We start from the raw sequence: 24,454 nt of genomic DNA, 5'->3' as shown, positions 1-24,454 counted from the left end.
CTACGACACCAGGTGGTGCGGCGCCTGGTGGGCCGTGGCACTCGGCTGCCGCAGGACCGCCAGCAGCCGCATGGCCACGGCAGGCCGCTCCTGCTCAGGCTCGCCGCCGCGCAGGTTCTCCAGCAGGTAGGCGAGCCGCTTGCCGTCCTCGACCGAGACGGCCAGCTTCGGGAGCAGTTCACCGAGAGCCTGTTCGGCCTCCGGGTCGCGGTCCGCGGCCCGGACCCATCGGCGCATGTCCTCAAGGCCGGCCTGCGAGGTCATCGCGTCGTTGAGCACCGTGCGCCACAGCGCGGCGAGCGCCTGCCGCAGCAGGGCCCCCGGGGTACCGGGCGCCCGGTCGGCGCGGGCGAACTGGTCGAGCAGCAGCGGGCGCCCGATGCCCGGTTCGCCGTCCGCCGGACCGCATGCGTGGATGACGGTGCGCAGGACGAACTCCCGCAGCCGCCCCCGCCCTGTGGTCAGCGGGACCAGTGTGGGCCACAGGTCGGTCGCCGCGTCCGCTCCGCCCGGGCCGCCGTCCGGCTCGGCGCCGTTCTGGCCGGCTGCGAGCAGCAACGCGGCCGCCGACTGCGCGAGTTCATCGAGCTCCTCGCTCCAGGCGCGCGCCGCTCCCCCGCGGCCCTCGTACGCGCGCACGGCCTCCACCAGCGCCGCGACGGCCTGCTCCGGGAATGTGTCTCCCACCAGGGCGTAGGCACGGACGGCCGTCCACCGCAGCCGGTGGTCGGGGTCGGTGCACCAGCCCCGCAGGATGCGGGGCACATGCGGTGCGCCCAGGTGGTGGGCCAGGGTGAGGGCGTTCGCCGCGGCCAGCCGCTCCCGGAACAGCCGGCCGGCGGCCCAGCGGGTGATCAGCAGCGCCATGGTCGAGGACAGGTCCGTCTCGGCGAGGACGGCGGTGGTGGAGGCGGCGCGGGTCCGGACCAGCGGACGCGGGTCGGTCGCCATCCGGCGCAGCCACCCGACCAGGGCGGGACGCGACGACGGGTGGCCGGTCCACACTTCACGCAGCAGCGTGATCGCGGCGAGCGGATCCCGGAACTGGATCTTGGTCTGCAGCACCGGCCCCCACTCGGTTTCCTCGGCCTCCTCGTAGCGGTCGGCACGGGCGTACTCCACCCGCTGGGCGCTGGAAGTACCGAAGACGGGGATGCGGGCCGGCTCGCCCGGGTCCTCGATGCGCTGCAGACGCCCGAAGAGGTCGTCGCCCAGCTCGGCGGTGAGCGCGTACGGGCCCTCGTCGAAGGCGGCGAGCGCGATCAGGAAGGCCTTGTCGTGCAGCGGCTGCCGGCCGTCCTGCGGGGGTTGCACGGTGTCGTCGAACCACTCCCGCACCTGCCGCTCGGCGGCGTAGTGGCCGAACGCCGCGAGGCTGTCCAGCGGCCGGGCTCCGCGCGCGTACTCGGCGACGCGGTCGGCGAACCGGGCCAACTCGGCCACCGGGCGCGGGTGCCCGAGCACCGACCGGACCTCGGGCAGGGCGAGCAGCTCGTCTATCCCACGCCCGCCCAGCTCCTTGTGGCGCAGGTGGCCGCGCAGCAGCAGCTCCGGCGCGGGCGGCTGCCACGGCACATGGCCGCTGCCGCCCTGGATGACAGGATGCGGCCCGACCACGATGACCAGGTGGCCGCCGGTGGCGCCCAACCGCTCGCTCAGCGCCCGCAGGTGGTGCTCGCGCAGCGGCCGTTCGGCGCTGGTGGCGTAGTCCGCGAGGAGGTGGCCGCAGTGCTCCCGCAGCTCACCGGCCAGCCTGCCCGGCGCCAGCCCGGGGTCCATCGCCCGGTAGGCGGTCGCGCGGACGGCCCGCAGCAGCATCAGGGCGGCGGTGCGGCGACCGGTCGTGGCCGGCCCGGAGAGCACCACGACGCGCTGCTTGCGCAGTTCCTCGACCGCGACGCCGAACGGGCTGTCCGCCTGCCACCCGGCGTCCGCGTCCGCGGTACCGCTGTCCGGCTGCCCGCCGGCGGGTTCGCCCGAAGCAACCGAAGCAGCGGCTGGTTGGACGAAGTGCCGTGCCAGCGCCTCGACTTCGGCGACGGGAATCTCGCCGGACCGCTCCTCGTCGTCGCCGCCGAGGTGGTACTCCACCTTGCTGCCGCCGAGGATGACGTCGCCGATCACCTGGCCGCCGCTCACCCCGTGCTGGTCCCCACCGACGAGGGAGCCGCCCAGCGTCGCCGCACGGCCGAGCATGATGCCGGGGCTGTGCCGGAGCAGGTCGCGGCGGGAGTCCCAGGCGTGCCCCGCCCGGTCCTCGGGCTCGGCCTGGTCAGGTGCCTGAGCGGCCGCCAGGTCGTTCTCGGCGGCGGAACCCGGCTGAGCGGGCTCGGCGAGCGGCTCGCCGGACGCCGCGCCCTGCGGGCCGTGCGGATCGGTCACGAGGCGCTCCCGGTCGACCCGCCGAGCACCACGTTGCCGGTGACCTGGCCGCCGCTCACCCCGTGCTGGTTCCCGACGACGACGGAACCGTGCACCACCGGGGCGCCATGGAAGTGGATCACGGGGCCGGTCGGCTGCTCGGGTGCCCGCTCGGCGGGTGCGGCCGGGCGCTGCGGCGCGGCCGGGACGGCGGAAGCCTGCTGCGGCCCACCGGTGTCCTGGGCCGGCCCGCTCCCGCCGTGCAGCCACGCCTCCAGCACACCGTCCTTGACGACCACTTCGGTGTGCCGGAAGAGCTCCGGCCGCACCCCGCGGTGGCCGTGCCGCACCACGCCGTCGTACACCGTGCCGCTCACCATCAGCACACACGGTTCGTCCGCCCGCGCAGCCAGGGCGTCCCGCAGCGCGGCGGAGTCGAGCAGTCGGCAGGCCTGGTTGAGATCGTGCCCGACGACCCCGCCGACGGTGCCGTCCTGCGGGTCGTAGGCGACCTCGCCGGAGGCCAGCACCAGCCGCAGCCGCAGCTGCGCGCCGGCCGAGGCGAGCCGGTTGTGCTCGTACAGCAGCTCGGGTGTCGTGGTCAGCAGGGACCGCAGCACCGCCGTCTTGGCCACATCGCCGTCGAGCAGCACGATCAGGCCGTCGCCGCGGTCCTCGCGGTACTGCTGGGTGGCCTCCACCCCGGCGGAGCGCATGGTCTGGTCGACGACGGCGTTCAGGGACCTCCGCAGCACGGCCTGGACGACGTCGTCGCGACGACTGAACCGCTCGATGTCGAGCAGCAGGATGGTCCGGTTCACAGGCTCACGCATGGCTGCCTTCCGTTGGCGACAGGGGGCCAGGCACGGCCCGTCTGGACACCGACGAAGGTGCCATGACGACCGGGTGTCCGGCGACGGAAATTAGCACACTCGGAATGTGACCGTGTACACAGAGTGGGCGCCGGGCTTGGTCGTCCGCCCGCTCAACCCGTTCCCTGGCGGGACATCTGCCGCAGCACCTCCGGCCGGAGCACCACCAGGCCGCGGCGCTCGGTGCGGACGACGCCGCGCTCCCGCAGCCCCTTCAGCAGGCGGGCGATCGCCTCCCGGGAGGCGCCGACCGAGCCGGCCAGCTCGCTCTGGGTGAGGCCGGGCGCCACCTGCACCCCGTCCTGGGTCTCCTGCCCGTGACTGCGGATCAGCTCCAGCAGCAGCAGGGCCAGCCGCTCCTGGACGTTCAGCGCCGCGTACTGCACGCGCCGGCGGTCGCTGTCCCGGGTGCGGTCCGCGATCAGCGCGAGCAGTTTCTTCGCGATCCCCGGCCGCTCGTCGAGCAGCGTGCCGAACCGGTCGGCCTCGACGGCCAGCGCCTCCACCCGCCCGAGCGCCGTCACGGTCGCCGAGCGGGGCCGCCCGCTCAGCACCGCACCCTCACCGACGATGTCGCCGGGCCCGCGCAGTGCGAGCAGCGCCTCATAGCCGTTGGCCGCGGCGGAGGTCACCTTGGTCCAGCCGGAGAGCAGGATCAGGACGTGCGCCGAGGGCTCGTGCTCGCGCAGCAGCACCTGCCGAGCCGGAAAGGCCATGCGCTTCCCGGATGCGAACAGCGCCTGCCGGTCCTCGGTGTCCAACCGGACCACGAACGGAACCCGGTCCTCGAACTCCATCGGCTGCCTCCCGCCTCCACGCGCTGCACCGAACCCGCCCGCCCCGACTTCGGCGGGGCCGAGCAGCAGCGTAGCGACACCCGGCACAGCTGCGGCCCGCGCCGCGCGCCGACGCTTCGCCGGCCGTTCATGCCCGCGCTTCCCCCGGTACACCGCCGGACACTACGCATGACGCAGCAACTACTGCTCCCCCGCCTTGAGTTCAGGAGACGCCCCCGTGACCCGACGCTCTGTCCGCCTCGCCGCCGTTCTCAGCGCCACCGGTGCGCTGGCCGCCGGCTCGCTCAGCCAGGCCTACGCCGCCGGCGCCGACCCGGCCGGCCGCCATCAGCACGGAGCCGCCCAGCACGTGCTGCTGATCTCGGTCGACGGTCTGCACCAGTCGGACCTGAGCTGGTACCTCGCCCAGCACCCGCAGTCCGCGCTGGCCCGGCTGGTCAACGGCGGTGTGCAGTACACCGATGCCGGCACCACCACCCCCTCGGACTCGTTCCCGGGCATGGTCGCCCAGGTCACCGGTGGCGGCCCCGGCACCACCGGCGTCTACTACGACGACACCTACAACGCCGCCCTGCTGCCGGCCGGGACCACCGACTGCAAGGGTGCCAAGCCCGGCGTCGAGGTGGACCTCACCGAGGACCTGGACAAGAACAAGGACTCGATCGACGCCGGCCAGGGCCTGTCCGGTCTGCCGGGCTCGATCCTGCGGATGACCGGCAACGCCCAGGAGTTGATCGATCCCAGCAAGCTGCCGGTCGACCCGCACACCTGCAAGCCGGTCTACCCGCACAGCTACCTCCAGGTGAACACCGTCTTCGACGTGGCCAAGCAGGCCGGCCTGCACACCGCCTGGTCGGACAAGCACGTCGCCTACGACATCCTCAACGGCCCGTCCGGCAACGGCATCGACGACCTGTTCGCGCCGGAGATCAACTCGGCCGCGACCGGCTACCCGGCCGGCGACGACTGGACCAAGGACAACAACGCCACCCAGCAGTACGACGGTTACAAGGTGCGGGCGGTCCTCAACGAGATCGACGGCTACGACCACAGCCGCTCCGTCAAGGCCGGCGTCCCCGCCGTCTTCGGCCTGAACTTCCAGAGCGTCTCCACCGCCCAGAAGCTGCCCTCGACCGCCGGCCTGACCGGTGGCTACGCCGCCAAGGACGTGCCCGGCCCGCTGCTGGCCAAGGCGCTGGACTACGTCAACGCCCAGGTCGGCGCGCTCACCGAGGAGTTGCGCAAGGAGCACCTGGACAAGAGCACCACGGTGATCCTCTCCGCCAAGCACGGCCAGTCGCCCACCGACCCGCAGGCGCTCACCCGGATCGACGACGGCCCGCTGCTGGACGGCCTCAACGCCGCCTGGAAGCAGGCCCACCCGGGCGCCGGCGATCTGGTGGCCCACTCGGTGGACGACGACGGCATGCTGCTCTGGCTGAACGACCGCTCCGCGGCCGCCACCGAGTTCGCCAAGAACTACCTGCTCGCCCAGCACGGCACCGGCAACGACATCAACGGCAAGCCCAGGGCCTTCACCGCCTCCGGCCTGACCAAGGTCTACGCCGGTGAAGACGCCGCCGACTACTTCGGCGTCAAGCCGGGCGACGCCCGGGTGCCCGACATCTTCGGCATCTCGCAGTACGGCGTGGTGTACACCGGCGGCCACGGCAAGGTCGCCGAGCACGGCGGCGCGCACGCCGACGACCTGAACGTGCCGCTGGTGCTCTCCGGCGCCGGCACCCCCGGCCACCGCAGCGAGTCGGCCCCGGTGCAGACCAAGCAGATCGCGCCGACCATCCTGAAGCTGCTCGGCCTCAACCCGCAGTCGCTGCAGGCGGTTCGCGACGAGCACACCAAGGTGCTGCCGACCCGGTGAACGTGGCGTCAGGCGGAGAGCAGGGCGGCCAGTTCACCGCGTGAGGCGATGCCCAGCTTGGGATACGCCTTGTAGAGGTGGTGGCCGACGGTGCGGGGGCTCAGGAAGAGCTGGGCGGCGATCTCCCGGTTGGAGAGCCCCCGCGCCGCGAGCCTGGCGATCTGCTCCTCCTGCGGCGTGAGCCCGGCCAGCGGCCCGACCGGCGCGGTCAGCGGCGCGGCGGAGCCCGCGGCGCCCAGTTCGGCGCGGGCCCGCTCGGCCCAGGGGGTGGCGCCGAGCCGCTCGAAGACCTCCAGGGCGGTGCGCAGCCTGGCGCGGGCCTCGGTCTTGCGCTTGCCGCGGCGCAGCCATTCGCCGAACAGCAGGCTGGTCCGGGCGAGTTCGAACGGCCGATCAGCGCCCTCGTGCAGCTCCAGGGCGGCCAGATAGCCGGATTCGGCCAACTCGGCCGGTCCCAGCAGCGCCTGGCAGCGCAGCACCAGCGCCCTGGTCCAGGCCGGGGCCCCGATCCGGGCCGACCAGGCCGCGAACTCCTCGAACGCGGCCTCGGCCCGCTCCGGGGCGCCGAGCCGGACCGCCGCCTCGACCAGATCCGGCACGGTGCGGATCGCCGAGACATGGTGACGGTAGGGCCCGGCGGTGTGCCCGGCCAGCCGCTCGACCGCCTCGGCGGCCCGGCCCTGCCCCAAGTCGTGGACCGCCAGGGCCCATTGGCTCCAGGAGGTGCCGGCCGCCGGGGCGCCCCAGGCGGTCACGGCCTCGCCCAGTGCCTCGGCGGTGCGGGTCGCCACCAGCTCGGCATCGCCCCGAAGGGCCGCCAAGTAGGCGTCCAGCGCCGCGAGTTGGCTGGTCCACTGCGGCTGGCCGAGGTCTCTGGCCAGGGTCAGCCCCTCGCTGGCGGCCAGCTCGGCGTCCCGATGGCGACCGTGGAAGAGCTCGGCCTCGCCGCGGAAGAAGAGCAGCGTGGGCAGCAGGCCGACCGCGCCGGCGGCACGGGCTTCGGCGATCAACTCGTCGGCGAGCAGGAAGGTTTCGGCGTCCCGCCCGGCGACCAGGGCGGCGCCGGCGAACTGCACCAGGTCGCGCGGGCTGTCCGCGCCGGCGGCCCGCGCCGCCCGGGCGGCGGCCAGCAGCGGGGGCACACCACCGTCGGCCGAGGCTTCCCCGGCGTCGGGCACCGCCTCCGCGAACGCCGGACCGACCATCGCGAGCAGCTGCCCGACCAGCGGGCCGAGCGCGTCCTCGGCCGGCAGCCGCAGCGCGGCCAGCCGGCGCAGCACCTCCCGGACGTGCTCGCCACCGAGGTACCAGGCGGTGTGGAAGGCCTGTAGCAGCCCCCGGGCCGCGATCGCCTGGTCGATCTCCCGCCCGACCGCGGTGAGCAGCAGCCGGTGGGCCTCCGGGTAGTCGCCGCGCCAGAAGGCGGCGGTGCCCCGCACCCACTCCAACACGGCCAGCACGAAGGGCTCTTCGGTGAGCTTGGCGGCCCGCTCAGCCAGCTCCCTGGCCCGCGGGGCCTGCGCGGCGTCCAACGCGGCCTCGGCTGCCAGGGTCAGGCAGCGGGTCGCGCTCTCCCGGTCCGAGGCCAGCCGGGCGGCCCGCTCGAAGGCCGCCGCCGCCCCGGAGTGGCCGGCCCGGTCGGCGGCCCGATGGCCGGCCCGCTCCAACGCGGCGGACAGCTCGGCGTCCTGACCGGTGGTGGCCAGCGCCAGGTGCCAACTTCCGCGATCCTCCTGGCCGTTCGCCAGCAACACCGCCCCCAGCACCCGATGGACGGCCAACTTCTCTTCCAGCCCGGCGACTTCGAGGATCGCGGTGCGCAACAGCGGGTGCCGCAGCGCCAGTCGGCCGTCACCCGGGGTGCGGCGCAGCAGCCCGGCCTGCTCGGCGGGCGGCAGGTCGGCGGCCCCGACCCCCAGGGCCTCGGCTGCCCGCAGCACGGTGGCCAGTTCGCCCTGCTCCTCGGCGGCGGCCACCAGCAGCAGCGTCCTGGTCGGCGCGGGCAGCCGGGCCACCTGGCCGAGGAAGGCCTCCCGCAGCCGGCCGGTGAGCGGCACCGGGCCCTCGCTGCCCACCGGTCCGGCCGCCGCGGCGGCGGGCAGTTCGGTCAACGCCAGCGGGTTGCCCCGGGCCTCGGCCAGCACCCGGTAGCGCAGGCCGGCGTCGGCCGCCGAGCCGTCTGCCGTCCGAGCCCGGGCCGCCAGCAACTCGGCGGCCGCGGAAGGGTCGAGCGGCTCCAGCCGCAGTTCGGGCAGCCCGGGCGCACTGAACTCCCCTTCGCCGTCCCGGGCCGCGAAGAGCAGCACCACGCCCTCGCGATCCAGCCGGCGGGCCGTCAGCAGCAGGGCGTCGGCCGAGGAGCGGTCCAGCCACTGCGCATCGTCCACCAGGCAGAGCAGCGGGGACTCGGCGGCCAGTTCGGCGAGCAGGCCGAGCGTGCCCAGCGCGCTGAGCAGGCGCTCGGTCAACCCGCCGCCCTCGGCCAACCCGAACGCCGCCTCCAGCGCCCGCCGCTGCGGCGCGGGCAGCACCGAGAGCCGGTCCAGCGCCGGGCTCAGCAGCAACTGCAGTCCGGCGAACGGCAGATCGGCCTCGTACTCCACCCCCGTCGCCCGGATCACCCGGAACCCCTCGGCCCGCTCGGCCCGCTCGGCCGCGTACTCCAGCAGCGCGCTCTTGCCGATCCCCGGTTCGCCGCGCAGTACCAGCACCCCGCTGCGCCCCTGCCGTGCCGCCGCCAGCAGTGCATCGACGGATGCCTGCTCCCCCGCCCGTCCGTACAGCATGCCCGCAGCCTACCTATGGCTGACCGATTCGGCCGCCGCGCATCTTGCCTAACGTCATGACCAGCAAGAACGAGCCGCAACAAACCGACAGGAGAACCGAGATGAGCACCCTTCAGCAGCTGGCCGAGCAGTACATCGCCACCTGGAACACCGCCGACGCCACCGAGCGCCGCAAGCTGATCGACACCTACTGGGCCGCCGACGCGAGCTACACCGACCCGCTGGTCGAGGCCGCCGGACGGGACGCGATCGACGCCACCATCGGCGCCGTCCAGGCCCAGTTCCCCGGCCTGGAGTTCAGCCTCGGCGAGGCCGGCGTGGACGCCCACCACCAGCAGGCCCGGTTCACCTGGAACCTCGGCCCGGTCGGTGCCGAGCCCCTGGTGGTCGGCTTCGACGTGCTGGTGGCCGACGAGGAGGGCCGGATCGCCTCCGTGCTCGGCTTCCTGGACAAGGTCCCGTCCGCCTGACCCCCACCTCCCTGCGGGCGCCGGCCGACCAGCGCCGGCGCCCGCCCCCGCCGGAAGCACCCAGATAGGAGCCCCCCGTGGCCACCACCCTGTCCCGCCCCCTCCCCGTCGTCGACGCCCCCGCACCGGCCCCGCGCGGCCTGCTCCCGGTGGTGCTCACCGCCACCTTCATGACCACCCTGGACTTCTTCATCGTCAACGTGGCCATACCGTCACTACAGACCGGCCTGCGGGCCGGCCCCACCGCCGTCCAGTGGGTGGTGGCCGGCTTCGGCCTGGCCCTGGCGGCCGGCCTGGTCACCGCCGGCCGGCTCGGCGACCGGTTCGGGCGGCGCCGGATGTTCGCCCTCGGCCTGGTGCTCTTCACCGTCACCTCGGCCGCCTGCGGCCTGGCCCCCACCGCCGGGGTGCTGGTCGCCGCCCGGGTGGCGCAGGGCCTGGCCGCCGCGCTGACCGGCCCCCAGGTGCTGGCCATCCTGCGCACCGCCTACACCGGCCCGGCGCAGGCCAAGGCGTTCGGCTCCTACGCCATGACGATGGGCATCGGCGCGGTGCTCGGCCAGCTGATCGGCGGCCTGCTGATCCAGGCCGACCTGTTCGGCCTCGGCTGGCGCAGCTGCTTCCTGATCAACCTGCCGGTGGGCCTGGCCACGTTGGCGATGGTGCGCCGCTGCGTCCCCGAGTCCCGGGCCCCGCAGAAGCAGCGGCTCGACCTGCCGGGCGCCGCGCTGGTCACCGCCGCCGTCACCGCCCTGGTGCTGCCGCTGATCCAGGGCCAGGCGCAGGGCTGGCCGCTCTGGACCTGGCTCTGCCTGGCCGGCTCGGCGCTGCTCTTCGCCGGCTTCGCGGTGCACCAGTGCCGGTTCGCCGTCGACCCGGTGGTCGACTTCCGGCTGCTGCGGGACCGCGCGGCGGGCCTGGGCTCGCTGGCCCAGCTGGTCTTCAACCTCGGGCAGGGCTCGTTCTTCCTGGTGCTGGCCGTCTTCCTGCAGCAGGGCCACGGGCTGAACGCCCTGAACTCCGGGCTGCTCTTCACGGCGATCGGCGGCGGCTACCTGATCACCTCCGTCGCCGCGCCGCGGGTGGCCGCCCGGCTGGGCCGGCAGGCGATCGCGCTCGGCGCGGTGGTGCTCGCCGCCGGCCTGGGCCTGATGGCGGTCACGGCGGCCGAGGTCGGCACCTCGGGCAGCGCCTGGTGGCTGGCGCCCGGCCTGTTCGTCGACGGCCTCGGCATGGGCCTGGTGATCGGCCCGCTGACCAGCACCGTGCTCGGCGGGGTGCGCCCGCAGCTGGTCGGCTCGGCGGCCGGGGTGCTCGCCACCGTCCAGCAGGTCGGCGGCGCCCTCGGGATCGCACTGCTCGGCAACCTCTTCTACAGCAGCCTGCGGCACGGCTTCAGCCACGCCTTCAGCCTCAGCCTGCTGGCCCTGGTGGCCCTGGAGCTGCTGCTGGCCCTGCTGGTCCAGGCCCTGCCGGGTGCCGACCGACAGGTCTGACCGAAAGGGCCGACAACTGAGAGCCCCTGTTGACCAGCCCGAGGGCTCCCGTGCCAGAGTGACTCGGATGAGTAGCGAGAAGAACGACGTGCCCGCCTGGGAGCAGCGCTTCCGGGCGGCACGCGTGTCCCTCCCCGACTGGGCGGACGACGCCCCCGACCGTTCGCTGTACGTGTCGAACACGACCGGCACCTACCAGGTCTACGCCTGGGACCGGGCCACCGGCAGCCATCGCCAGGTCACCGACCGGCCGCACGGCACCACCGACGCCGTGCTCTCCCCCGACGGCGCCTGGGTCTGGTGGTTCGACGACACCGATGGCGACGAGTTCGGCATCTGGCGCCGCCAGCCGTTCGAGGGCGGCGCCGACGAGCCCGCCGTGCCGGGCCTGGCCCCCTCCTACGAGGCCGGCCTGGCGCTCGGCCGGGACGGCACCGTGGTGGTCGGCCGCTCCACCGACGAGGACGGCACCACCCTGCACCTGCTGCGCCCCGGCGCCACCGAGGCCGTGGAGATCTACCGGCACGCCGAGTACGGCGGGGTCGGCGACCTCTCGCACGACGGCACGCTGCTCGCCATCGACCACACCGAGCACGGCGACGCGATGCACAACGCGATCCGGGTGGTCGCCACCGCGGACGGCCGGACCGTCGCCGAACTCGACGAGGTGACTGGCCGCCAGGAGCCGCGGGGGCTGGCCTGCCTGGGCTTCGCCCCGGTCCCCGGCGACGGCCGGCTGCTCCTCGCCCACCAGCGCCGGGGCCGCTGGGAGCCGATCCTCTGGGACCCGCTGACCGGCACCGAGACCGAGCTGGAGCTGCGCACCGAGGACGGCCGCCCGCTGCCCGGCGACGTCTCCGCCCAGTGGCGGCCCGATGCCACCGCCCTGCTGGTGGAGCACGAGTACGAGGCCCGCAGCGAGCTGTTCAGCTACGACCTGGCCACCGGCGTGCTGACCCGCCTGGACACCCCGCGCGGCACCGTGGCCGGCGCCTCGCCGCGCCCGGACGGCACCGTCGAGTACCTGTGGTCGTCGGCTGCCGAGCCGTCGGTGGTCCGCTCCACCGCCGGACGGGTGGTACTGCGGGCGGCCGGTCCGGTGCCGCCCGGCTCGGTGCCGGTCGAGGACGTCTGGGTGGACGGCCCGGGCGGCCGGGTGCACGCGCTGGTGCAGCGCCCGGCCGGCGACGGCCCGTTCCCCACCGTCTTCGAGGTGCACGGCGGGCCGACCCACCACGACTGCGACGCCTTCGCCGCCGGTCCGGCCGCCTGGCTGGACCACGGCTTCGCGGTGGTCCGGGTCAACTACCGCGGCTCCACCGGCTACGGCCAGGCGTGGACCGACGCGCTGAAGGAGCGGGTCGGTCTGATCGAGCTGGAGGACGTCGGCGCGGTGCGCGACTGGGCGGTGGGCGCCGGCCTCGCCGACCCGGAGCGGCTGGTGCTCTCCGGCGGCTCCTGGGGCGGCTACCTGACCCTGCTCGGGCTCGGCGTGCAGCCGGACGCCTGGTCGCTGGGCCTGGCCGCGGTCCCGGTCGCCGACTACCTGACCGCCTACGCGGACGAGATGGAGGCACTGCGGTCGCTGGACCGCACGTTGTTCGGCGGCACCCCCGAGGAGGTGCCGGAGCGCTGGCACGCCTCATCGCCGCTGAGCTACGTCGAGAAGGTCCGGGTGCCGGTCTACATCAGCGCCGGCGTCAACGACCCGCGCTGCCCGATCCGGCAGATCGACAACTACGTGACCCGGCTCGACGAGCTCGGCGTCCCGCACGAGGTGTACCGGTACGACGCCGGCCACGGCTCGCTGGTGGTCGAGGAGCGGATCAAGCAGCTGCGGCTGGAGCTGGACTTCGTCCGCCGCCACCTCGGCGGCTAGCGGTCGCTACTCCAGGACCGGGTCGAGGCCCAGCGCCCGGTCCTGGGCCGCCTCCGCCTCCCGGCGGGCCAGCCGGAACCACATGAAGCCGACGAACCCGGCGAAGACGAACCACTCCAGGGTGTAGCCGAGGTTCTGGAACGCCCGGGCGGTCAGCCCGTCGCCACCGGACGGCTGCGCGGTGGGCACGGCGGTCATCCCGGCCGGCACGTCATCGGCGGCCACCCATCCGTCGTACACCGGGTACGGCAGCAGGTTGACCAGCGACGCCGGACTGATCATGCCCAGCTGCCCGGCCGGCAGGCCGCCGGCCACCGCACCCGAGGTGTCGTTGCTCTCCGGCGCCTGCAGCCGGCCGGTGACGGTCTGCTGCCCGCTCGGCGGCGCGGGCAGCTGCGCCCCCGGTGCGCCGGGCAGCCAGCCGCGCACCACCGCCACGGCCCGGCCGTCGGCGGTGCGCAGCGGGGTGAACAGGTAGTAGCCCTGGCGGTTGTCCACCGTGCGGTTGGGCACGGCCAGCTGGTGCGCCGGGTCGTAGCTGCCGGTCACGGTCACCGGGTGGCCGACGGTGACCGTGCTGACCTTGGCCACCGGGCCGGGCAGCACGGTGTCCAGCGGGCTCGCGGCAGCCGTCGGCGCGGTGCCGGCGGCGTGCTGCGGGGTCACCCGGGCCTCGAACCGGCTCAGCTGCCAGCTGCCCAGCCAGAGGCAGGCCACGATGGCGGCGACCGCGAGGACGGTGCTGCCGAGCCATCGCGGAGTCAGGAGGAACCGGTACACACCCCCACGGTAACCACCATTACGTTCGGCCCTCGCGCAGGGGGCACTACTGGACGGCGGCCCGGTACACCGTGCCGCCGCCGCAGACGCCGCCGATGGTGGCGCTCGCCACGTCCGGTGCCGCCCCCAGCGGGCGGTACCCCAGGGCCAGGGTGCCCGGCGTGACCGCGGGCGACGGCGCCGGGGTCGCGGACGCCGAGGCGGGCGGGGCCGGCTGCCCGGTGGGCCCGGCGGTGCCGCCGCCGTCGGCCCCGGACGCCGGGGAGGGCGCGGCTGCCCTGGCGCCCCCGGCTGCGCTCCGGCCCCGCTGACCGCGCCCGCGGTGGCCGCGCTGCTCGGGCTCGAGCCGGCCGAGGTGGGCTGGCCGCTGCCGGTCGCCTGCGGGGCCGGCCCGGTGCTCGGGCAGACCGCGTCCGGCACCCAGGCGAACACCATGCGGTAGTTCGCCCCGGCGGCCAGCAGCCGCGGGCTGTCCGGCGCGGGCGGCGGCAGGTTGGGCGCCGGGTCGCCGGCGGTGTGCGCCACCACCTGGACCGCACCGCCGCCGCTGACCATCGCGCCGATCGTCCCTGGGTCGCCGAGCAGGCAGGGGTGGCCGGAGACATTGGTCACGGTGAACGCGCCGTAGACCCGCCCGGTGGCGTCGGCCTGCCCGGTCGTCACGCTGCCGCCGCCCAGGTCGGTCCGGGCGCAGGCGGGCGCCGTGCTGGGCGGCGCGGTGGCACCGGCCGGCGCCGACGGGCCCGAGGCGCTGCTGCTGGGCGAGGCCGACTGGCCGGCGGCGGTCGGCGCCGCGCTGGCGCCGACCGGGCTGGCCGAGCCGTCGCCGGGCACCGGCACCGGCACGGCAGGCCTGGTGCTGCGCTGCACCGGGCCGCCGCCGGGCCGGGCCGCCTCGGTGCCGGCCTGGGCCGCCGCACCGGGCGCCGAGCCGTCGGAGAGCTGCAGTGCGCCGAGCCCGTTCAGGGTGGGCACCGCGACGGCCGTCAGGGCCACGATCACGGCCGCCCCCGTCCAGGCCTGGCGGTAGCGGGCCCGGCGGGCCGGCACGGCACGGCGGATCCGGGCCAGCGCGTCGGGCGCCGGCTGGACCTCGGCCACCGCGCGGTGCAGCAGTGCCCGCACCGCCTGCTCGTCGCCCGGGCTGGGCTCCGGCTCCGGGCCGCGCGACGCGGGCACCGCGCCTGCCCCGTCGACCTGCTCCTCAGTCATGACCGCTCTCCATCAGCACCCGAAGGGCCGCCAGGCCGCGTGAGCCATAGGCCTTGACCGCACCCACCGAGACCCCCAGCACCTCGGCGACCTGGGCCTCCGTCAGGTCCGCGTAGTAGCGCAGCACCAGGACCTCCCGCTGGCGGCGCTGCAGGCGCTGCAGCGCGGCCTTCAACTGGTCGCGTTCCAGTGCATCGTAGGCACCCTCTTCTGCACTGGCCATGTCAGGCATCGGCTTGGGCAGCAGGCGCAGCCCGAGGATCCGCCGCCGCAGCGTGCTGCGCGAGAGGTTGACCACGGTCTGCCGGAGATAGGCGAGGATCTTCTCCGGCTCCCGCACCCGCCGCCGGGCCGAGTGCACCCGGATGAACGCCTCCTGCACGACGTCCTCGCAGGAGGACTGGTCGTCGAGGAGCAGCGCGGCCAGCCGCAGCAGCGAGCGGTAGTGGGCCTGGTAAGTGGTGGTCAGCAGGTCGACGCTCGCGCCGACCGCCTCGGTTGCCGCCGTCGTCACCTCCGCCTCAACGGGTCGCCGCACGGGATCCGAGCGCACGCCGCTCTGCGGGGCTGGGCGCACTCGGGACGGCCTCGCCACCGCACCCACCACTGCCAGGTCTGTCACGCCCGTTGGACACTTGATCCCCCTCAGGGTTGCCCCGTTCGACCGACATTCTTCCGTACCCAACGCAGCCCCCTCCACCAGGAAGGGGGCTGCGTTCCGAAAGCATGTCGAAACCGGGTCAAAAGCGACCAGGGGACGGCCCGGGGTGACCTCAGGCGGCCGGTTCGGCCGCCGTTGCGGTCATCGCCTGCGCCGCGACGGTTACCGTCCGGTCCCGCCGTAGACGACGGCCTCGTCGGAGTCGCTGTCCAGCCCGAAGGCGCTGTGCACGGCGCGGACCGCCTCGGGCACGTCCTCGGCCCGGGTGACCACCGAGATCCGGATCTCCGAGGTGGAGATCAGCTCGATGTTCACACCGGCCTCGGAGAGCGCCTCGAAGAAGGTCGCGGTGACCCCGGGGTTGGACCGCATGCCGGCGCCGACCAGCGAGATCTTGCCGATCGCGTCGTCGTAGCGCAGCGACTCGTAGCCGATGCCCTCCTTGACCCGGCCGAGTGCGTCGATCGCCTTCTGGCCCTCGGTCTTGGGCAGCGTGAAGGAGATGTCGGTCAACCCGGTCGAGGCGGCGGAGACGTTCTGCACCACCATGTCGATGTTGACCTCGGCGTCCGCGATGGCACGGAAGATCCGGGCCGCCTCGCCCGGCTTGTCGGGGACGCCGACGACCGTGACCTTCGCCTCGGACGTGTCGTGGGCGACTCCGGAGATGATGGCCTGCTCCATCTCGCCCCCTTCGGGCTCGTTCGGGTTGGTGTTGCTGACGATGGTCCCCGGTAGACCGGAGAAGGACGATCGTACGTGGATCGGGATGCTGTAGCGCCGCGCGTACTCCACACAGCGGTCCAGCAGCACCTTCGACCCGGAGGACGCCAGCTCGAGCATGTCCTCGTAGCCGATCCAGTCGATCTTGCGCGCCCTCTTGACCACCCGGGGGTCGGCGCTGAAGACGCCGTCCACGTCGGTGTAGATCTCGCAGACCTCGGCCTTGAGGGCCGCTGCCAGCGCCACCGCGGTGGTGTCCGAGCCGCCGCGGCCCAGCGTGGTGATGTCCTTGCTGACCTGCGAGACGCCCTGGAACCCGGCCACGATGGCGATGTTGCCGTCATCCAGCGCGGAGCGGATCCGGCCGGGCGTGACGTCGATGATGCGCGCCTTGTTGTGGACCTGGTCGGTGATCACACCGGCCTGGCTGCCCGTGAAGGACTGGGCCTCGTGTCCCAGGGATTTGATCGCCATCGCCAGCAGGGCCATGGAGATCCGCTCTCCAGCGGTCAGCAGCATGTCGAACTCACGGCCGGCAGGAATCGGGGAAACCTGCTCGGCGAGTTCGATGAGCTCGTCCGTCGTGTCGCCCATCGCGGACACCACGACGACGACCTCATGGCCGGCCTTCTTGGTGTCGACAATTCGACGGGCTACGCGCTTGATGCCCTCGGCATCCGCAACGGATGAGCCGCCGTACTTCTGCACGACAAGGCCCACGTGCGCTCCTCGACTAAGTCGTCTTCGGGGGGTGGTGCCCGACGCGGGTGGCGCCGCCCGATCCCCCCAGACCCCTTGGGCAGGGGGTACTGCGGTCGCTCGCCAGTCTAGCGAGCAGGGGCGACCCATCCGACGCTTTCCATATGATGAGACTGCCATTTCACGAGTTGAACGCCCAGCAGACGGGTGAACGGGCAGGTCTACGGAGGGTCGGGCACCCCCGGAGAAGAATTTCGCGCCGAGGGCCGGGCGGCACTGGAAATATCCGCGCGAAGATTTCTTCCGATAATTTCGCGGATGACCGGTTCGGCAGGCTGCCGCGGGCACCGGGGGATGCCTTCAGGGTTTCGACCCGGATCAGATCCCCAGCTCGGCTGCCATCAGATCGCCGGCCTGCTGCTCCAGCTGCTCGTCGGTCAGGCCGTCGTCGTCGGTGTCCGCGCCGTCCGGCACCGCGCCGATCGGGCTGTCCATCCGCACGTGCGCGATCAGCGACTGCAGCGCCCGCAGCACCGCCGTGCAGGTCGAGCCCCAGGTGGACAGGTAGGAGTACTGCCACCACCAGAGCGCCTCGCTGACCCGGCCCTCCTCGTAGTGCGTCAACCCGTGCCGCAGGTCGCTCACCACGCCGGCCAGGTCGTCCGAGATCCGGAAGGCGTTCGGGCGCTCCGGCGGGCCGTACGGGTCGAACACCTCGTGGTAGACGTCGATCGGGGCCAGCAGCTCCGCCAGGTTCTCGCGCAGCTCCACACCGTCCGGCTCGGGGCCGGCGTCCGGCTCGAACCGGTCGTCCGGCACCACGTCCTCGACCGCGCCGAGCCGCCCGCCGGCCAGCAGCAGCTGGGAGACCTCCAGGAGCAGCAGGGAGATCGCACTGCCCGGCTCGTCGCCCTTGGCGATCTCGGTGACCGCGACCACGAAGCTCTTGACCGAGTCCGCGATCTGCACCGCGAAGTCGTCCGGCTCCGGCAGGTTCTCGGGCATCTGCAGCGCAGGGTTCTCGGACATCCCGGATGCTCCGGACTTACCGGATCCTCCGGAAATCCTGGACATTCCAGACATCTCAGAAATCTCAGACATCGAGCAGTCGTCTCCCTTCGAAGGCCCGGCCGAGGGTGACCTCGTCGGCATACTCCAAGTCCCCGCCGACGGGCAGGCCGCTCGCCAGCCGAGTCACCTTCAGGCCCATCGGCTTGCACAGCCGGGCCAGATAGGTGGCGGTCGCCTCCCCCTCCAGGTTGGGGTCTGTGGCCAGGATCAGCTCGCCGACCGTCCCGTCGGAGAGCCGGGCCAGCAGCTCGCGAATCCGCAGGTCGTCAGGGCCGACACCCTCGATCGGACTGATCGCGCCCCCAGCACGTGGTAGCGGCCGCGGAACTCGCGGGTCCGCTCGATCGCCACCACGTCCTTCGGCTCCTCGACCACGCAGATCACCGTCAGGTCGCGCCGCGGGTCCTGGCAGACCCGGCACTGCTCGGCCTCGGCCACGTTCCCGCAGGTCACGCAGAAGCGCACGCGCTCCTTGACCTCCAGCAGCGCGTGCGCCAGCCGGCGGACGTCGACCGGGTCGGCCTGCAGGATGTGGAAGGCGATCCGCTGGGCGCTCTTGGGACCGACACCGGGCAGTCGGCCCAGCTCGTCGATCAGATCCTGCACCACGCCCTCGTACACCGCTCCGCCTTCCTTGCCGCGCTGGTCGCGCCGGTCGTCGTGTTCGTCCTCATCATCCAACGATCGGGGCGCCGGGCACAGCGCCCGGCGCCCTGAAGTCGTCAAACGTTCAGACCTGATCTTTAGTTGTTCAGATCTTGTGCTGCTTCTTTGAGCGCTTTCGTCGAGCGCTTCGTGAGTGCTCCCCGCGTGCTCCCCGAGTGCTCGGGAGCACGCGGGGAGCGCTGTTGCGGCCTGGCCGCTACTCGGGTCGTCGCCTCCGTGACCGCAGGGCCCGCCCGGCTACCGGCTGAGCGTCGGAACGGTCAGAACGGGTCAGAACGGGAGACCCGGGATGCCGCCGCCGCCCAGGCCCTGGGTCAGCGGGCCCATCCGCTCGGCCTGCAGCTTCTGCGCGGCAGCGCTGGCGTCACGGACGGCGGCGAGCACCAGGTCCGCCAGGGTCTCGGTGTCCTCCGGGTCCACGGCCTGCGGGGAGATCTTCAGCGCGGTCAGCTCACCGCTGCCGGTCACCGTCGCCTCCACCAGACCGCCGCCCGCCGAACCGGTCAGCCGCGCCTCGGCCAGCTCCTGCTGAGCCTTGGCGAGGTCCTGCTGCATCTTCTGGGCCTGCTTCAGCAGCGCCTGCATGTTGGGCTGCCCGCCACCAGGGAACACGGGGTCACTCTCCTGACTGATCTGCTTCGGACACCTTCATGCCGAGCCTATGTCCTGACTGCCCCACGCCGTCGTCCGGCGACTGCTCGGCTACCCAGTGGCCCGATGGCCCAGCCGCCCCGGCTGCCCCGACTGCTTGGTCGCTCAACTTCTCAGCTGCCGTGCTGGATCTCCTCCAGCACGGTGGCGCCCAGCTCCCGCATGATCAGCTCCTCGCCCGACGGCCCCTGGGTCGGCGGGCCGGACGGCACGTCCGGGTGCGCCTCCATCGGGTAGTCCTCGGGCGGGAAGTCGTCCGGGTACTCGTCGGCGGGGGCCGGCGGCGGGGGCGCCGCGGCTCCCCCGGCTGCGGGCTGCGATCCGGCGGGGGGCGGTGAGGTCCGGGCAGCGGGGTACGCCTGGGCGGGCGCCTGGGCCTGGACCGGCGCCTGGGCCTGCGGCGCCGGCTGTACCGGGCCGGCCTGCGGCTGACCCGCCGAAGGCGCTCCCGGTGCCGCCGGCGGTGCACCGAAGCCGCCCTGGCCCGCCTGGTGGCCGCCGACCGCCGTGGCCGTCGCGGCCGGCTGCGGCCGCGACGTGCCCCAGCCGCCCCCGGCGCCCCCGCCGCTCGGCGGAGCCTGCGGCGCCGGAGCGTTGCCCGCGCCGCCCGAGGGGTCGACGATGCACTCCACCCGCCAGTCCACCCCGAGGGCGTCCGCCAGCGCCTGGCGCAGCACCTCGTCGCTGTTGCTGGAGACGAAGCTGTCGCGGGCCCCCGCGTTGATGAACGAGACCTGGAGCGTGCTGCCGTCGAAACCGGCCACCTGGCCGTTCTGGCTGAGCAGGATCCAGGTGAAGCGGCGGCGGTTCTTCACCGCCTCCAGCACCTGCGGCCACAACTGGCGCACCTGGGCAGCGCCCTGCTGGCCCTGCGCGCTCGGCGCCGCCTGCTGCGGCGGCTGCTGGGGCTGCTGCTGGGGTTGCTGGGGTGCCGGGGCAGGCGCGGGCGCGGGTGCGGCCACCGGGGCGGGCGCGGGGGCGGCGGGCGCCCCGGCGGCGGGGAAGCTGCGCGGGATCGGCCAGGCGCCGGGGGCGGACTGCTGGGGTGCGGCCGCCTGAACCGGCATCGGCTGACTCTGCACCGGCGGCGCCTGAACCTGCGGAACCTGAGCCTGCACCTGCGGCGGCGCGGCCGGCGCAGCAGGCATCGCGGGCGCGACAGGCATCGCGGGCGCGGCAGGCATCGCGGGCGCGGCAGGCATCGCGGGCGCGGCAGGCATGGCTGACACGGCAGGCGCAGCCGCCGGGACGGCCGCCGCCATCCCCGCAAGCCCCTGCCCGCCCCCCAGCGTGGCGCGGCGCTCCAGCTTGTCCACCCGGGCCATCAGCGACAGCTCGTCCTGGTACGCCCCCGGCAGCATCACCCGGGCGCAGATCAGCTCCAGCTGCAGCCGGGGCGCCGCGTTGCCGCGCATCTCGGTCAGCCCGGTGTTGACGATGTCGGCGGCCCGGCTCAGGTCGGCCGCCCCGAACCGCTCAGCCTGCGCCTGCATCACCGCGACCCGGTCGGCGGGGGCGTCGATCAGCCCCTTCTCCCCCGCGTCCGGCACTGTGGCGAGGATCACCAGGTCGCGCAGCCGCTCCAGCAGGTCCGTCACGAACCGGCGCGGATCGTGCCCGCCCTCGACCACCCGGTCGATCACCTGGAACACCGTCGCCCCGTCCTGCGCGGCGAAGGCGTCGACCACCTCGTCCAGCAGCGCCGAGTCGGTGTACCCGAGCAGCGCGGTGGCCATCTGGTACGTGACCCCTGCTCCCCGGCGCCGGCCAGCAGCTGGTCCATCACCGACATCGAGTCACGCACCGACCCGGCACCGGCCCGCACCACCAACGGGAAGACGGTGTCCTCGACCTGGATGTCCTCCCGCCGGCAGACGTCCGTCAGGTAGTCCCGCAGCGTGCCCGGCGGGACCAGCCGGAACGGATAGTGGTGCGTCCGGGACCGGATCGTCCCGATCACCTTCTCCGGCTCGGTGGTGGCGAAGATGAACTTGAGGTGCTCCGGCGGCTCCTCCACCACCTTCAGCAGCGCGTTGAAGCCGGCCGAGGTCACCATGTGCGCCTCGTCCAGGATGAAGATCTTGTACCGGCTGTGCACCGGCGCGAAGAACGCCCGCTCGCGCAGCTCACGTGCGTCGTCCACACCACCGTGCGAGGCGGCGTCGATCTCGATCACGTCGATCGAGCCTGGCCCACCGGTCGCCAGATCCCGGCACGACTGGCACTCACCACACGGCGTGGGCGTCGGCCCCTGCTCGCAGTTCAGGCAGCGCGCCAGGATCCGCGCACTGGTCGTCTTCCCACAGCCGCGCGGGCCACTGAACAGGTACGCGTGGTTGACCCGGTTGTTGCGCAGGGCCTGCTGAAGCGGAGCGGTCACATGCTCCTGCCCGATGACCTCGGCGAAGGTCTCGGGGCGATAGCGGCGGTACAGAGCTAGGGACACGCCACCGACGATATCGGGACAGACCGACAAACGCGTCGGCCCCCGAAAAGACAGGACCCCCCGTGCACCCGCCAGAGCCCTCCTACCCTTGCTGCCTTCCGGCCCTGGGGGGGTTCAGAGAGATAACGCCACACGAGGGGCTGCCCACAAGAGTAGCGGATCCCCGCCGTTCCCCCGACCACCACCCCCATCTCCGATCCGCAGGCGACCCCCGCCCCCTCACCTGCGAGATAGCTGTTCGCGAGCACCCCTCAACATGGGCTAAGCTCTCCCACGGAGGATTCGCCTAGAGGCCTAGGGCGCACGCTTGGAAAGCGTGTTGGGGGCAACCCCTCACGAGTTCGAATCTCGTATCCTCCGCCTTTGCCCAGCTGGGCAGTTGAAGGCCCCGACCGGGTTTCCGGTCGGGGCCTTCTTCGTGTCGTGGTCTCAGTTTTGGTCTCAGTTGGGGTTCTGGGCCTCAGGCCGCATCTTCACCGGGCTCTTCTGGGCCCAGTCCGGCCTCGCCCCACAAGGCCTTGCCGATCTTCTTGCCGACATCGTTCAGCATCGGCTCGGTGACGTGCTGGTAGCGCTGGGCCATCGAGGTCGAGGACCAGCCCATGATCGCCATAACGATCCGCTCTGGCACACCGAGCAGGAGGAGGACAGTCGAGGCGGTGTGACGGGCGTCATGAAGACGGCCGTCGCGGATGCCGGCCTCGCGCAGGAGCCGCTTCCAGTGGTGGTAGTCGGTGCTGGGGTTGAGCGGCGCGCCGATCTCCGAGGTGAAGACGTACCCCTTCTCCACCCAGAGGTCCCGGGCGAGGGCCCGCTCGCGGTCCTGTTCCTCCTTGTGCTGCCGGAGGATCACGACGAGCGGCTCGGGCAGCGGCACCGCACGTCGCCCGGCCCGGGACTTGGTGTCCTTAGTCTCGCGTCGGATCGGCTCCTTCTGCGGGCAGAAGCCGGGCTTGCGCCCGCAGCGGTCGCCGCAGCCGTGCCGGTACTTGGGCCGCAGCCTGCCGCGCTTGACCCAGGCGACACCGCGCTTGAAGTCGACGTCCTTCCACTGGAGCCCGAGCACCTCGCCCTGGCGCAGGCCGAGGGCGAGCGCGAAGATCCAGCGGGCGGAGTTGCGGCGCTTGCGCGCCGTGTCCATCAGCGCCTGGACCTCCTCGATCTCGAACGGCTCGACCTCCTCCTCTTCGAGCTTGGGGGCCTTGGCGATCGTGGCCACGTTGCGGGTCAGGTGGTCGCGCCGCAGGGCCTCACCGAGGGCGACCCGGATGGTGCGGTGGGCCTGGTGGGCAGTGCCGGCCGCGCTGCCGGAGTCCTGCATCTTCCGGTAGAAGCGCTCCAGGTGCTCCGGCTCCAGCTTCTCCAGTCGGTGGGCACCGAGACCGGGGACGAGGTGCACGCGGACCGCCACCTCGTACCCGGCAAGGGTGTTCTCGCCGATGGTGCCGGGCACGATCTCGGTGATCCAATGGGTCAGCCACTTGCCGACCGTCCACTTCTGGCCTGCCTTGGGCACGGTGCCGTTGTCGCGCAGCTTCTCCAGCTTGCGGACCTTGGCCGTGACCTCGGGCGGGTCTTGGCACTGACGTGGCGACGGTCGGGGGTGCCGTCGTCCTTGACGCCGACTGTGACGCGGCCGTGCCAGCGACCATCGCTGCCCTCGTAGATCGAGGAGTCGCCGTTGGGCTTGCGGGTGTTCGCCATTCGCTCCCCCTCAGGCCGCGAGCGCGACGGTCGAAGTGGCGGCCTGTGTGCGGGCGGCCACGTACTCCTTGAGCGCCTCGGCAGGCACTCGGCGAAGGCGGCCGATCGTCACGGACGGGACTTCACCGGACGCGACCAGGGCGTACATCGTCGTCCGGCCGACACCGAGCCGACGGGCGGCTTCCTCGACCGTGAGAGCGACCAGCGTCGGGTCCGGCACCTCCGTACCGCAGTTGGCGACGAGACCGAGGAGTTGGTGTTCGGTGAGGCCGAGCGCCCCGGCAAGACGCGCAAGGGACAGGGACGTTTCGGGCATGGGCATTCCTCCCAGCGGCGCGGGGCAACGCGCCGCCGTGGCGACTGTTGGGATGGGCGGTGGACAGATGAACCCGCATGGCAGCCCTCGGTGTTCGTAGCACCGAGGGTCGGACAGCGGGGATGAGGCGGTCAGGGCAGCGGGGAGACGGTAGGAGCGAGTCCGGCCGTTCTCCAAAAAGGCGATCCCTTCACCGCTGAGCAGGCTGGTGCAGCGGGCGGGACGGGGACACTACGGCGGCCCCGGCCAGGAACCTAAAAAGATCTTGGCCCCGCGGGCTGGGTCGGCCTCTTCACGGTTTCGGCCGGGTCGCGGAGACGATGGCCGTACGGCCGTCGCGCCCCAAGGCGGGCTGCACGAGCAGGCCTACCGGTCGGCCGAGGGGTCCTTGCGGAGCGGATCCCAGGGCGAGTTGGGCGCCGGGTACCACTCGGGCTCGGAGCTCTCGGGGCCGACGTCGATGCCTTGGGCCGCGAGGCGGTCGGCGATCTCGTTGTACTCGCGCTCGGCTTCGTCCAGCCGGGCCTTGGCCGCCTGTTCGAGGTCGTGGGCGGTTCTCCACTCCTGCTCGGCGGCTTGGACGCGGAAGCCGGCTTCCTGCAGCTCGTAGTCCGGTTCGTCGGGGCCGGCCACGGCCTCGGTCATGAAGTTGGCTGCCGGGACGCTGAGTGCCTTGGCCAGGCCGATCACCTCGTCGAAACGGACCGGGCGGGTGCCGTTCTCGATCTTGGCGACCTGGGTCTGGTGGAACTTGAAGCCGAGCCGGGTCATGCGCTCGGCCACGTCCTCCTGGGAGAGGCGGGCTGCCTTGCGCAGGACCTTCAGGTTGTGGGCCACGAGGGCCTCGCCCTCCAGGGCCTTGAAGCGATGCACCATGGGGTTGACCATACCAACCTCCCTTCGATTGCGAGCAGTGGCAACGCGGCGATGAAAAGACTGTAGCAGCATGGGATGGCCAACCTTCAAGCGGTTGAGCTGATCTACA

At 73.1% G+C, this 24,454-nt stretch carries 15 protein-coding genes, 1 tRNA gene, 1 other RNA gene and 3 pseudogenes; 5 read left to right on the top strand and 15 right to left on the bottom strand.

The window, feature by feature from the left end; all coding sequences use genetic code 11:
• The 3 genes from E6W39_RS23215 to E6W39_RS23205 all read right to left on the bottom strand — a co-directional run bounded on the left by E6W39_RS23215 (position 1) and on the right by E6W39_RS23205 (position 4,030).
• Entirely contained in the window at positions 1-2,382 is a 2,382-nt protein-coding gene (locus E6W39_RS23215; protein ID WP_141635169.1) for a hypothetical protein, read from the bottom strand.
• The gene (locus E6W39_RS23210; RefSeq protein WP_141635168.1) at positions 2,379-3,194 is read right to left on the bottom strand and encodes a hypothetical protein; all 816 of its coding nucleotides are present in this window, start codon (positions 3,192-3,194) and stop codon (positions 2,379-2,381) included. The genes E6W39_RS23215 and E6W39_RS23210 overlap by 4 nt, the downstream gene beginning before the upstream one ends.
• A 152-nt stretch (positions 3,195-3,346) precedes the next feature.
• Positions 3,347-4,030, bottom strand: a complete 684-nt coding sequence (locus E6W39_RS23205; RefSeq protein ID WP_141635167.1) for a Crp/Fnr family transcriptional regulator — start codon at positions 4,028-4,030, stop codon at positions 3,347-3,349.
• 217 nt (positions 4,031-4,247) lie between these two features.
• Between E6W39_RS23205 and E6W39_RS23200 the strand changes: the two genes are divergently transcribed.
• Positions 4,248-5,909, top strand: coding sequence for an alkaline phosphatase family protein (locus E6W39_RS23200; protein WP_141635166.1), 1,662 nt, complete (start codon positions 4,248-4,250; stop codon positions 5,907-5,909).
• Positions 5,910-5,917: 8 nt separating this feature from the next.
• Here E6W39_RS23200 and E6W39_RS23195 read toward each other — a convergent pair whose 3' ends face one another.
• A complete protein-coding gene (locus E6W39_RS23195; protein WP_141635165.1) occupies positions 5,918-8,695 on the bottom strand; it encodes a helix-turn-helix transcriptional regulator in 2,778 nt (925 codons plus the stop codon).
• Between the two features lie 101 nt (positions 8,696-8,796).
• Here E6W39_RS23195 and E6W39_RS23190 point away from each other — a divergent pair, with 101 nt between their 5' ends.
• The 3 genes from E6W39_RS23190 (at position 8,797) to E6W39_RS23180 (ending at position 12,540) form a co-directional block, all read left to right on the top strand.
• A complete protein-coding gene (locus E6W39_RS23190) occupies positions 8,797-9,165 on the top strand; it encodes a nuclear transport factor 2 family protein (protein ID WP_141635164.1) in 369 nt (122 codons plus the stop codon).
• A 77-nt stretch (positions 9,166-9,242) separates the two neighbouring features.
• Positions 9,243-10,661, top strand: a complete 1,419-nt coding sequence (locus E6W39_RS23185) for an MFS transporter (protein WP_228718307.1) — start codon at positions 9,243-9,245, stop codon at positions 10,659-10,661.
• Between the two features lie 67 nt (positions 10,662-10,728).
• On the top strand, positions 10,729-12,540 hold the full coding sequence (locus E6W39_RS23180; RefSeq protein WP_141635163.1) for a S9 family peptidase: 1,812 nt from the start codon (positions 10,729-10,731) through the stop codon (positions 12,538-12,540).
• A 6-nt stretch (positions 12,541-12,546) separates the two neighbouring features.
• Here the strand turns inward: E6W39_RS23180 and E6W39_RS41895 are convergent, their stop codons facing one another.
• The 8 genes and pseudogenes from E6W39_RS41895 to ffs all read right to left on the bottom strand — a co-directional run bounded on the left by E6W39_RS41895 (position 12,547) and on the right by ffs (position 21,594).
• Positions 12,547-14,532, bottom strand: coding sequence for an SURF1 family protein (locus E6W39_RS41895; RefSeq protein ID WP_228718306.1), 1,986 nt, complete (start codon positions 14,530-14,532; stop codon positions 12,547-12,549).
• Positions 14,525-15,046, bottom strand: coding sequence for a SigE family RNA polymerase sigma factor (locus tag E6W39_RS23170; RefSeq protein WP_407658440.1), 522 nt, complete (start codon positions 15,044-15,046; stop codon positions 14,525-14,527). Before E6W39_RS23170 ends, E6W39_RS41895 begins: the two co-directional genes overlap by 8 nt.
• Positions 15,047-15,355: 309 nt before the next feature.
• A complete protein-coding gene (locus E6W39_RS23165; RefSeq protein ID WP_141635161.1) occupies positions 15,356-16,636 on the bottom strand; it encodes an aspartate kinase in 1,281 nt (426 codons plus the stop codon).
• A gap of 357 nt (positions 16,637-16,993) precedes the next feature.
• The gene (locus tag E6W39_RS23160) at positions 16,994-17,644 is read right to left on the bottom strand and encodes a DUF5063 domain-containing protein (protein ID WP_141635160.1); all 651 of its coding nucleotides are present in this window, start codon (positions 17,642-17,644) and stop codon (positions 16,994-16,996) included.
• Positions 17,645-17,708: 64 nt separating this feature from the next.
• Positions 17,709-18,307: pseudogene (recR, locus tag E6W39_RS23155) on the bottom strand (recombination mediator RecR).
• Between the two features lie 315 nt (positions 18,308-18,622).
• Positions 18,623-18,964, bottom strand: a complete 342-nt coding sequence (locus E6W39_RS23150; protein WP_101380955.1) for a YbaB/EbfC family nucleoid-associated protein — start codon at positions 18,962-18,964, stop codon at positions 18,623-18,625.
• Positions 18,965-19,116: 152 nt separating this feature from the next.
• Positions 19,117-21,449 (bottom strand): annotated as a pseudogene (locus E6W39_RS23145) (DNA polymerase III subunit gamma and tau).
• Positions 21,450-21,497: 48 nt separating this feature from the next.
• Positions 21,498-21,594: signal recognition particle sRNA small type (gene ffs, locus E6W39_RS23140), an RNA gene on the bottom strand.
• 130 nt (positions 21,595-21,724) lie between these two features.
• Here ffs and E6W39_RS23135 point away from each other — a divergent pair.
• Positions 21,725-21,809 (top strand) — tRNA-Ser (locus tag E6W39_RS23135).
• A 100-nt stretch (positions 21,810-21,909) separates the two neighbouring features.
• On the opposite strand, the pseudogene E6W39_RS23130 reads toward E6W39_RS23135, so the two are convergent.
• The 3 genes and pseudogenes from E6W39_RS23130 to E6W39_RS23120 form a co-directional block, all read right to left on the bottom strand.
• A pseudogene (locus E6W39_RS23130) lies at positions 21,910-23,153 on the bottom strand (tyrosine-type recombinase/integrase).
• Between the two features lie 10 nt (positions 23,154-23,163).
• Positions 23,164-23,469: a helix-turn-helix domain-containing protein gene (locus E6W39_RS23125; RefSeq protein ID WP_141635159.1), complete on the bottom strand. Its 306-nt coding sequence runs from the start codon at positions 23,467-23,469 to the stop codon at positions 23,164-23,166.
• A 366-nt stretch (positions 23,470-23,835) separates the two neighbouring features.
• Positions 23,836-24,345: a helix-turn-helix domain-containing protein gene (locus E6W39_RS23120; RefSeq protein ID WP_181799406.1), complete on the bottom strand. Its 510-nt coding sequence runs from the start codon at positions 24,343-24,345 to the stop codon at positions 23,836-23,838.
• Positions 24,346-24,454: the final 109 nt, after the last annotated feature.

The organism is Kitasatospora acidiphila (assembly GCF_006636205.1).
Taxonomy (GTDB): Bacteria; Actinomycetota; Actinomycetes; order Streptomycetales; family Streptomycetaceae; genus Kitasatospora; species Kitasatospora acidiphila.
This window is presented reverse-complemented; position numbering and strand designations above follow the sequence as displayed.

What these genes read in the sequence shown, in the direction of transcription:
- E6W39_RS23210 (WP_141635168.1), bottom strand. Translation starts at nt 3,194, where the DNA reads ATGCGTGAGCCTGTGAACCGGACCATCCTGCTGCTCGACATCGAGCGG.
- E6W39_RS23205 (WP_141635167.1), bottom strand. Translation starts at nt 4,030, where the DNA reads ATGGAGTTCGAGGACCGGGTTCCGTTCGTGGTCCGGTTGGACACCGAG.
- E6W39_RS23195 (WP_141635165.1), bottom strand. Translation starts at nt 8,695, where the DNA reads ATGCTGTACGGACGGGCGGGGGAGCAGGCATCCGTCGATGCACTGCTG.
- E6W39_RS23190 (WP_141635164.1), top strand. Translation starts at nt 8,797, where the DNA reads ATGAGCACCCTTCAGCAGCTGGCCGAGCAGTACATCGCCACCTGGAAC.
- E6W39_RS23180 (WP_141635163.1), top strand. Translation starts at nt 10,729, where the DNA reads ATGAGTAGCGAGAAGAACGACGTGCCCGCCTGGGAGCAGCGCTTCCGG.
- E6W39_RS41895 (WP_228718306.1), bottom strand. Translation starts at nt 14,532, where the DNA reads ATGACTGAGGAGCAGGTCGACGGGGCAGGCGCGGTGCCCGCGTCGCGC.
- E6W39_RS23160 (WP_141635160.1), bottom strand. Translation starts at nt 17,644, where the DNA reads ATGTCCGAGAACCCTGCGCTGCAGATGCCCGAGAACCTGCCGGAGCCG.
- E6W39_RS23125 (WP_141635159.1), bottom strand. Translation starts at nt 23,469, where the DNA reads ATGCCCGAAACGTCCCTGTCCCTTGCGCGTCTTGCCGGGGCGCTCGGC.
- E6W39_RS23120 (WP_181799406.1), bottom strand. Translation starts at nt 24,345, where the DNA reads ATGGTGCATCGCTTCAAGGCCCTGGAGGGCGAGGCCCTCGTGGCCCAC.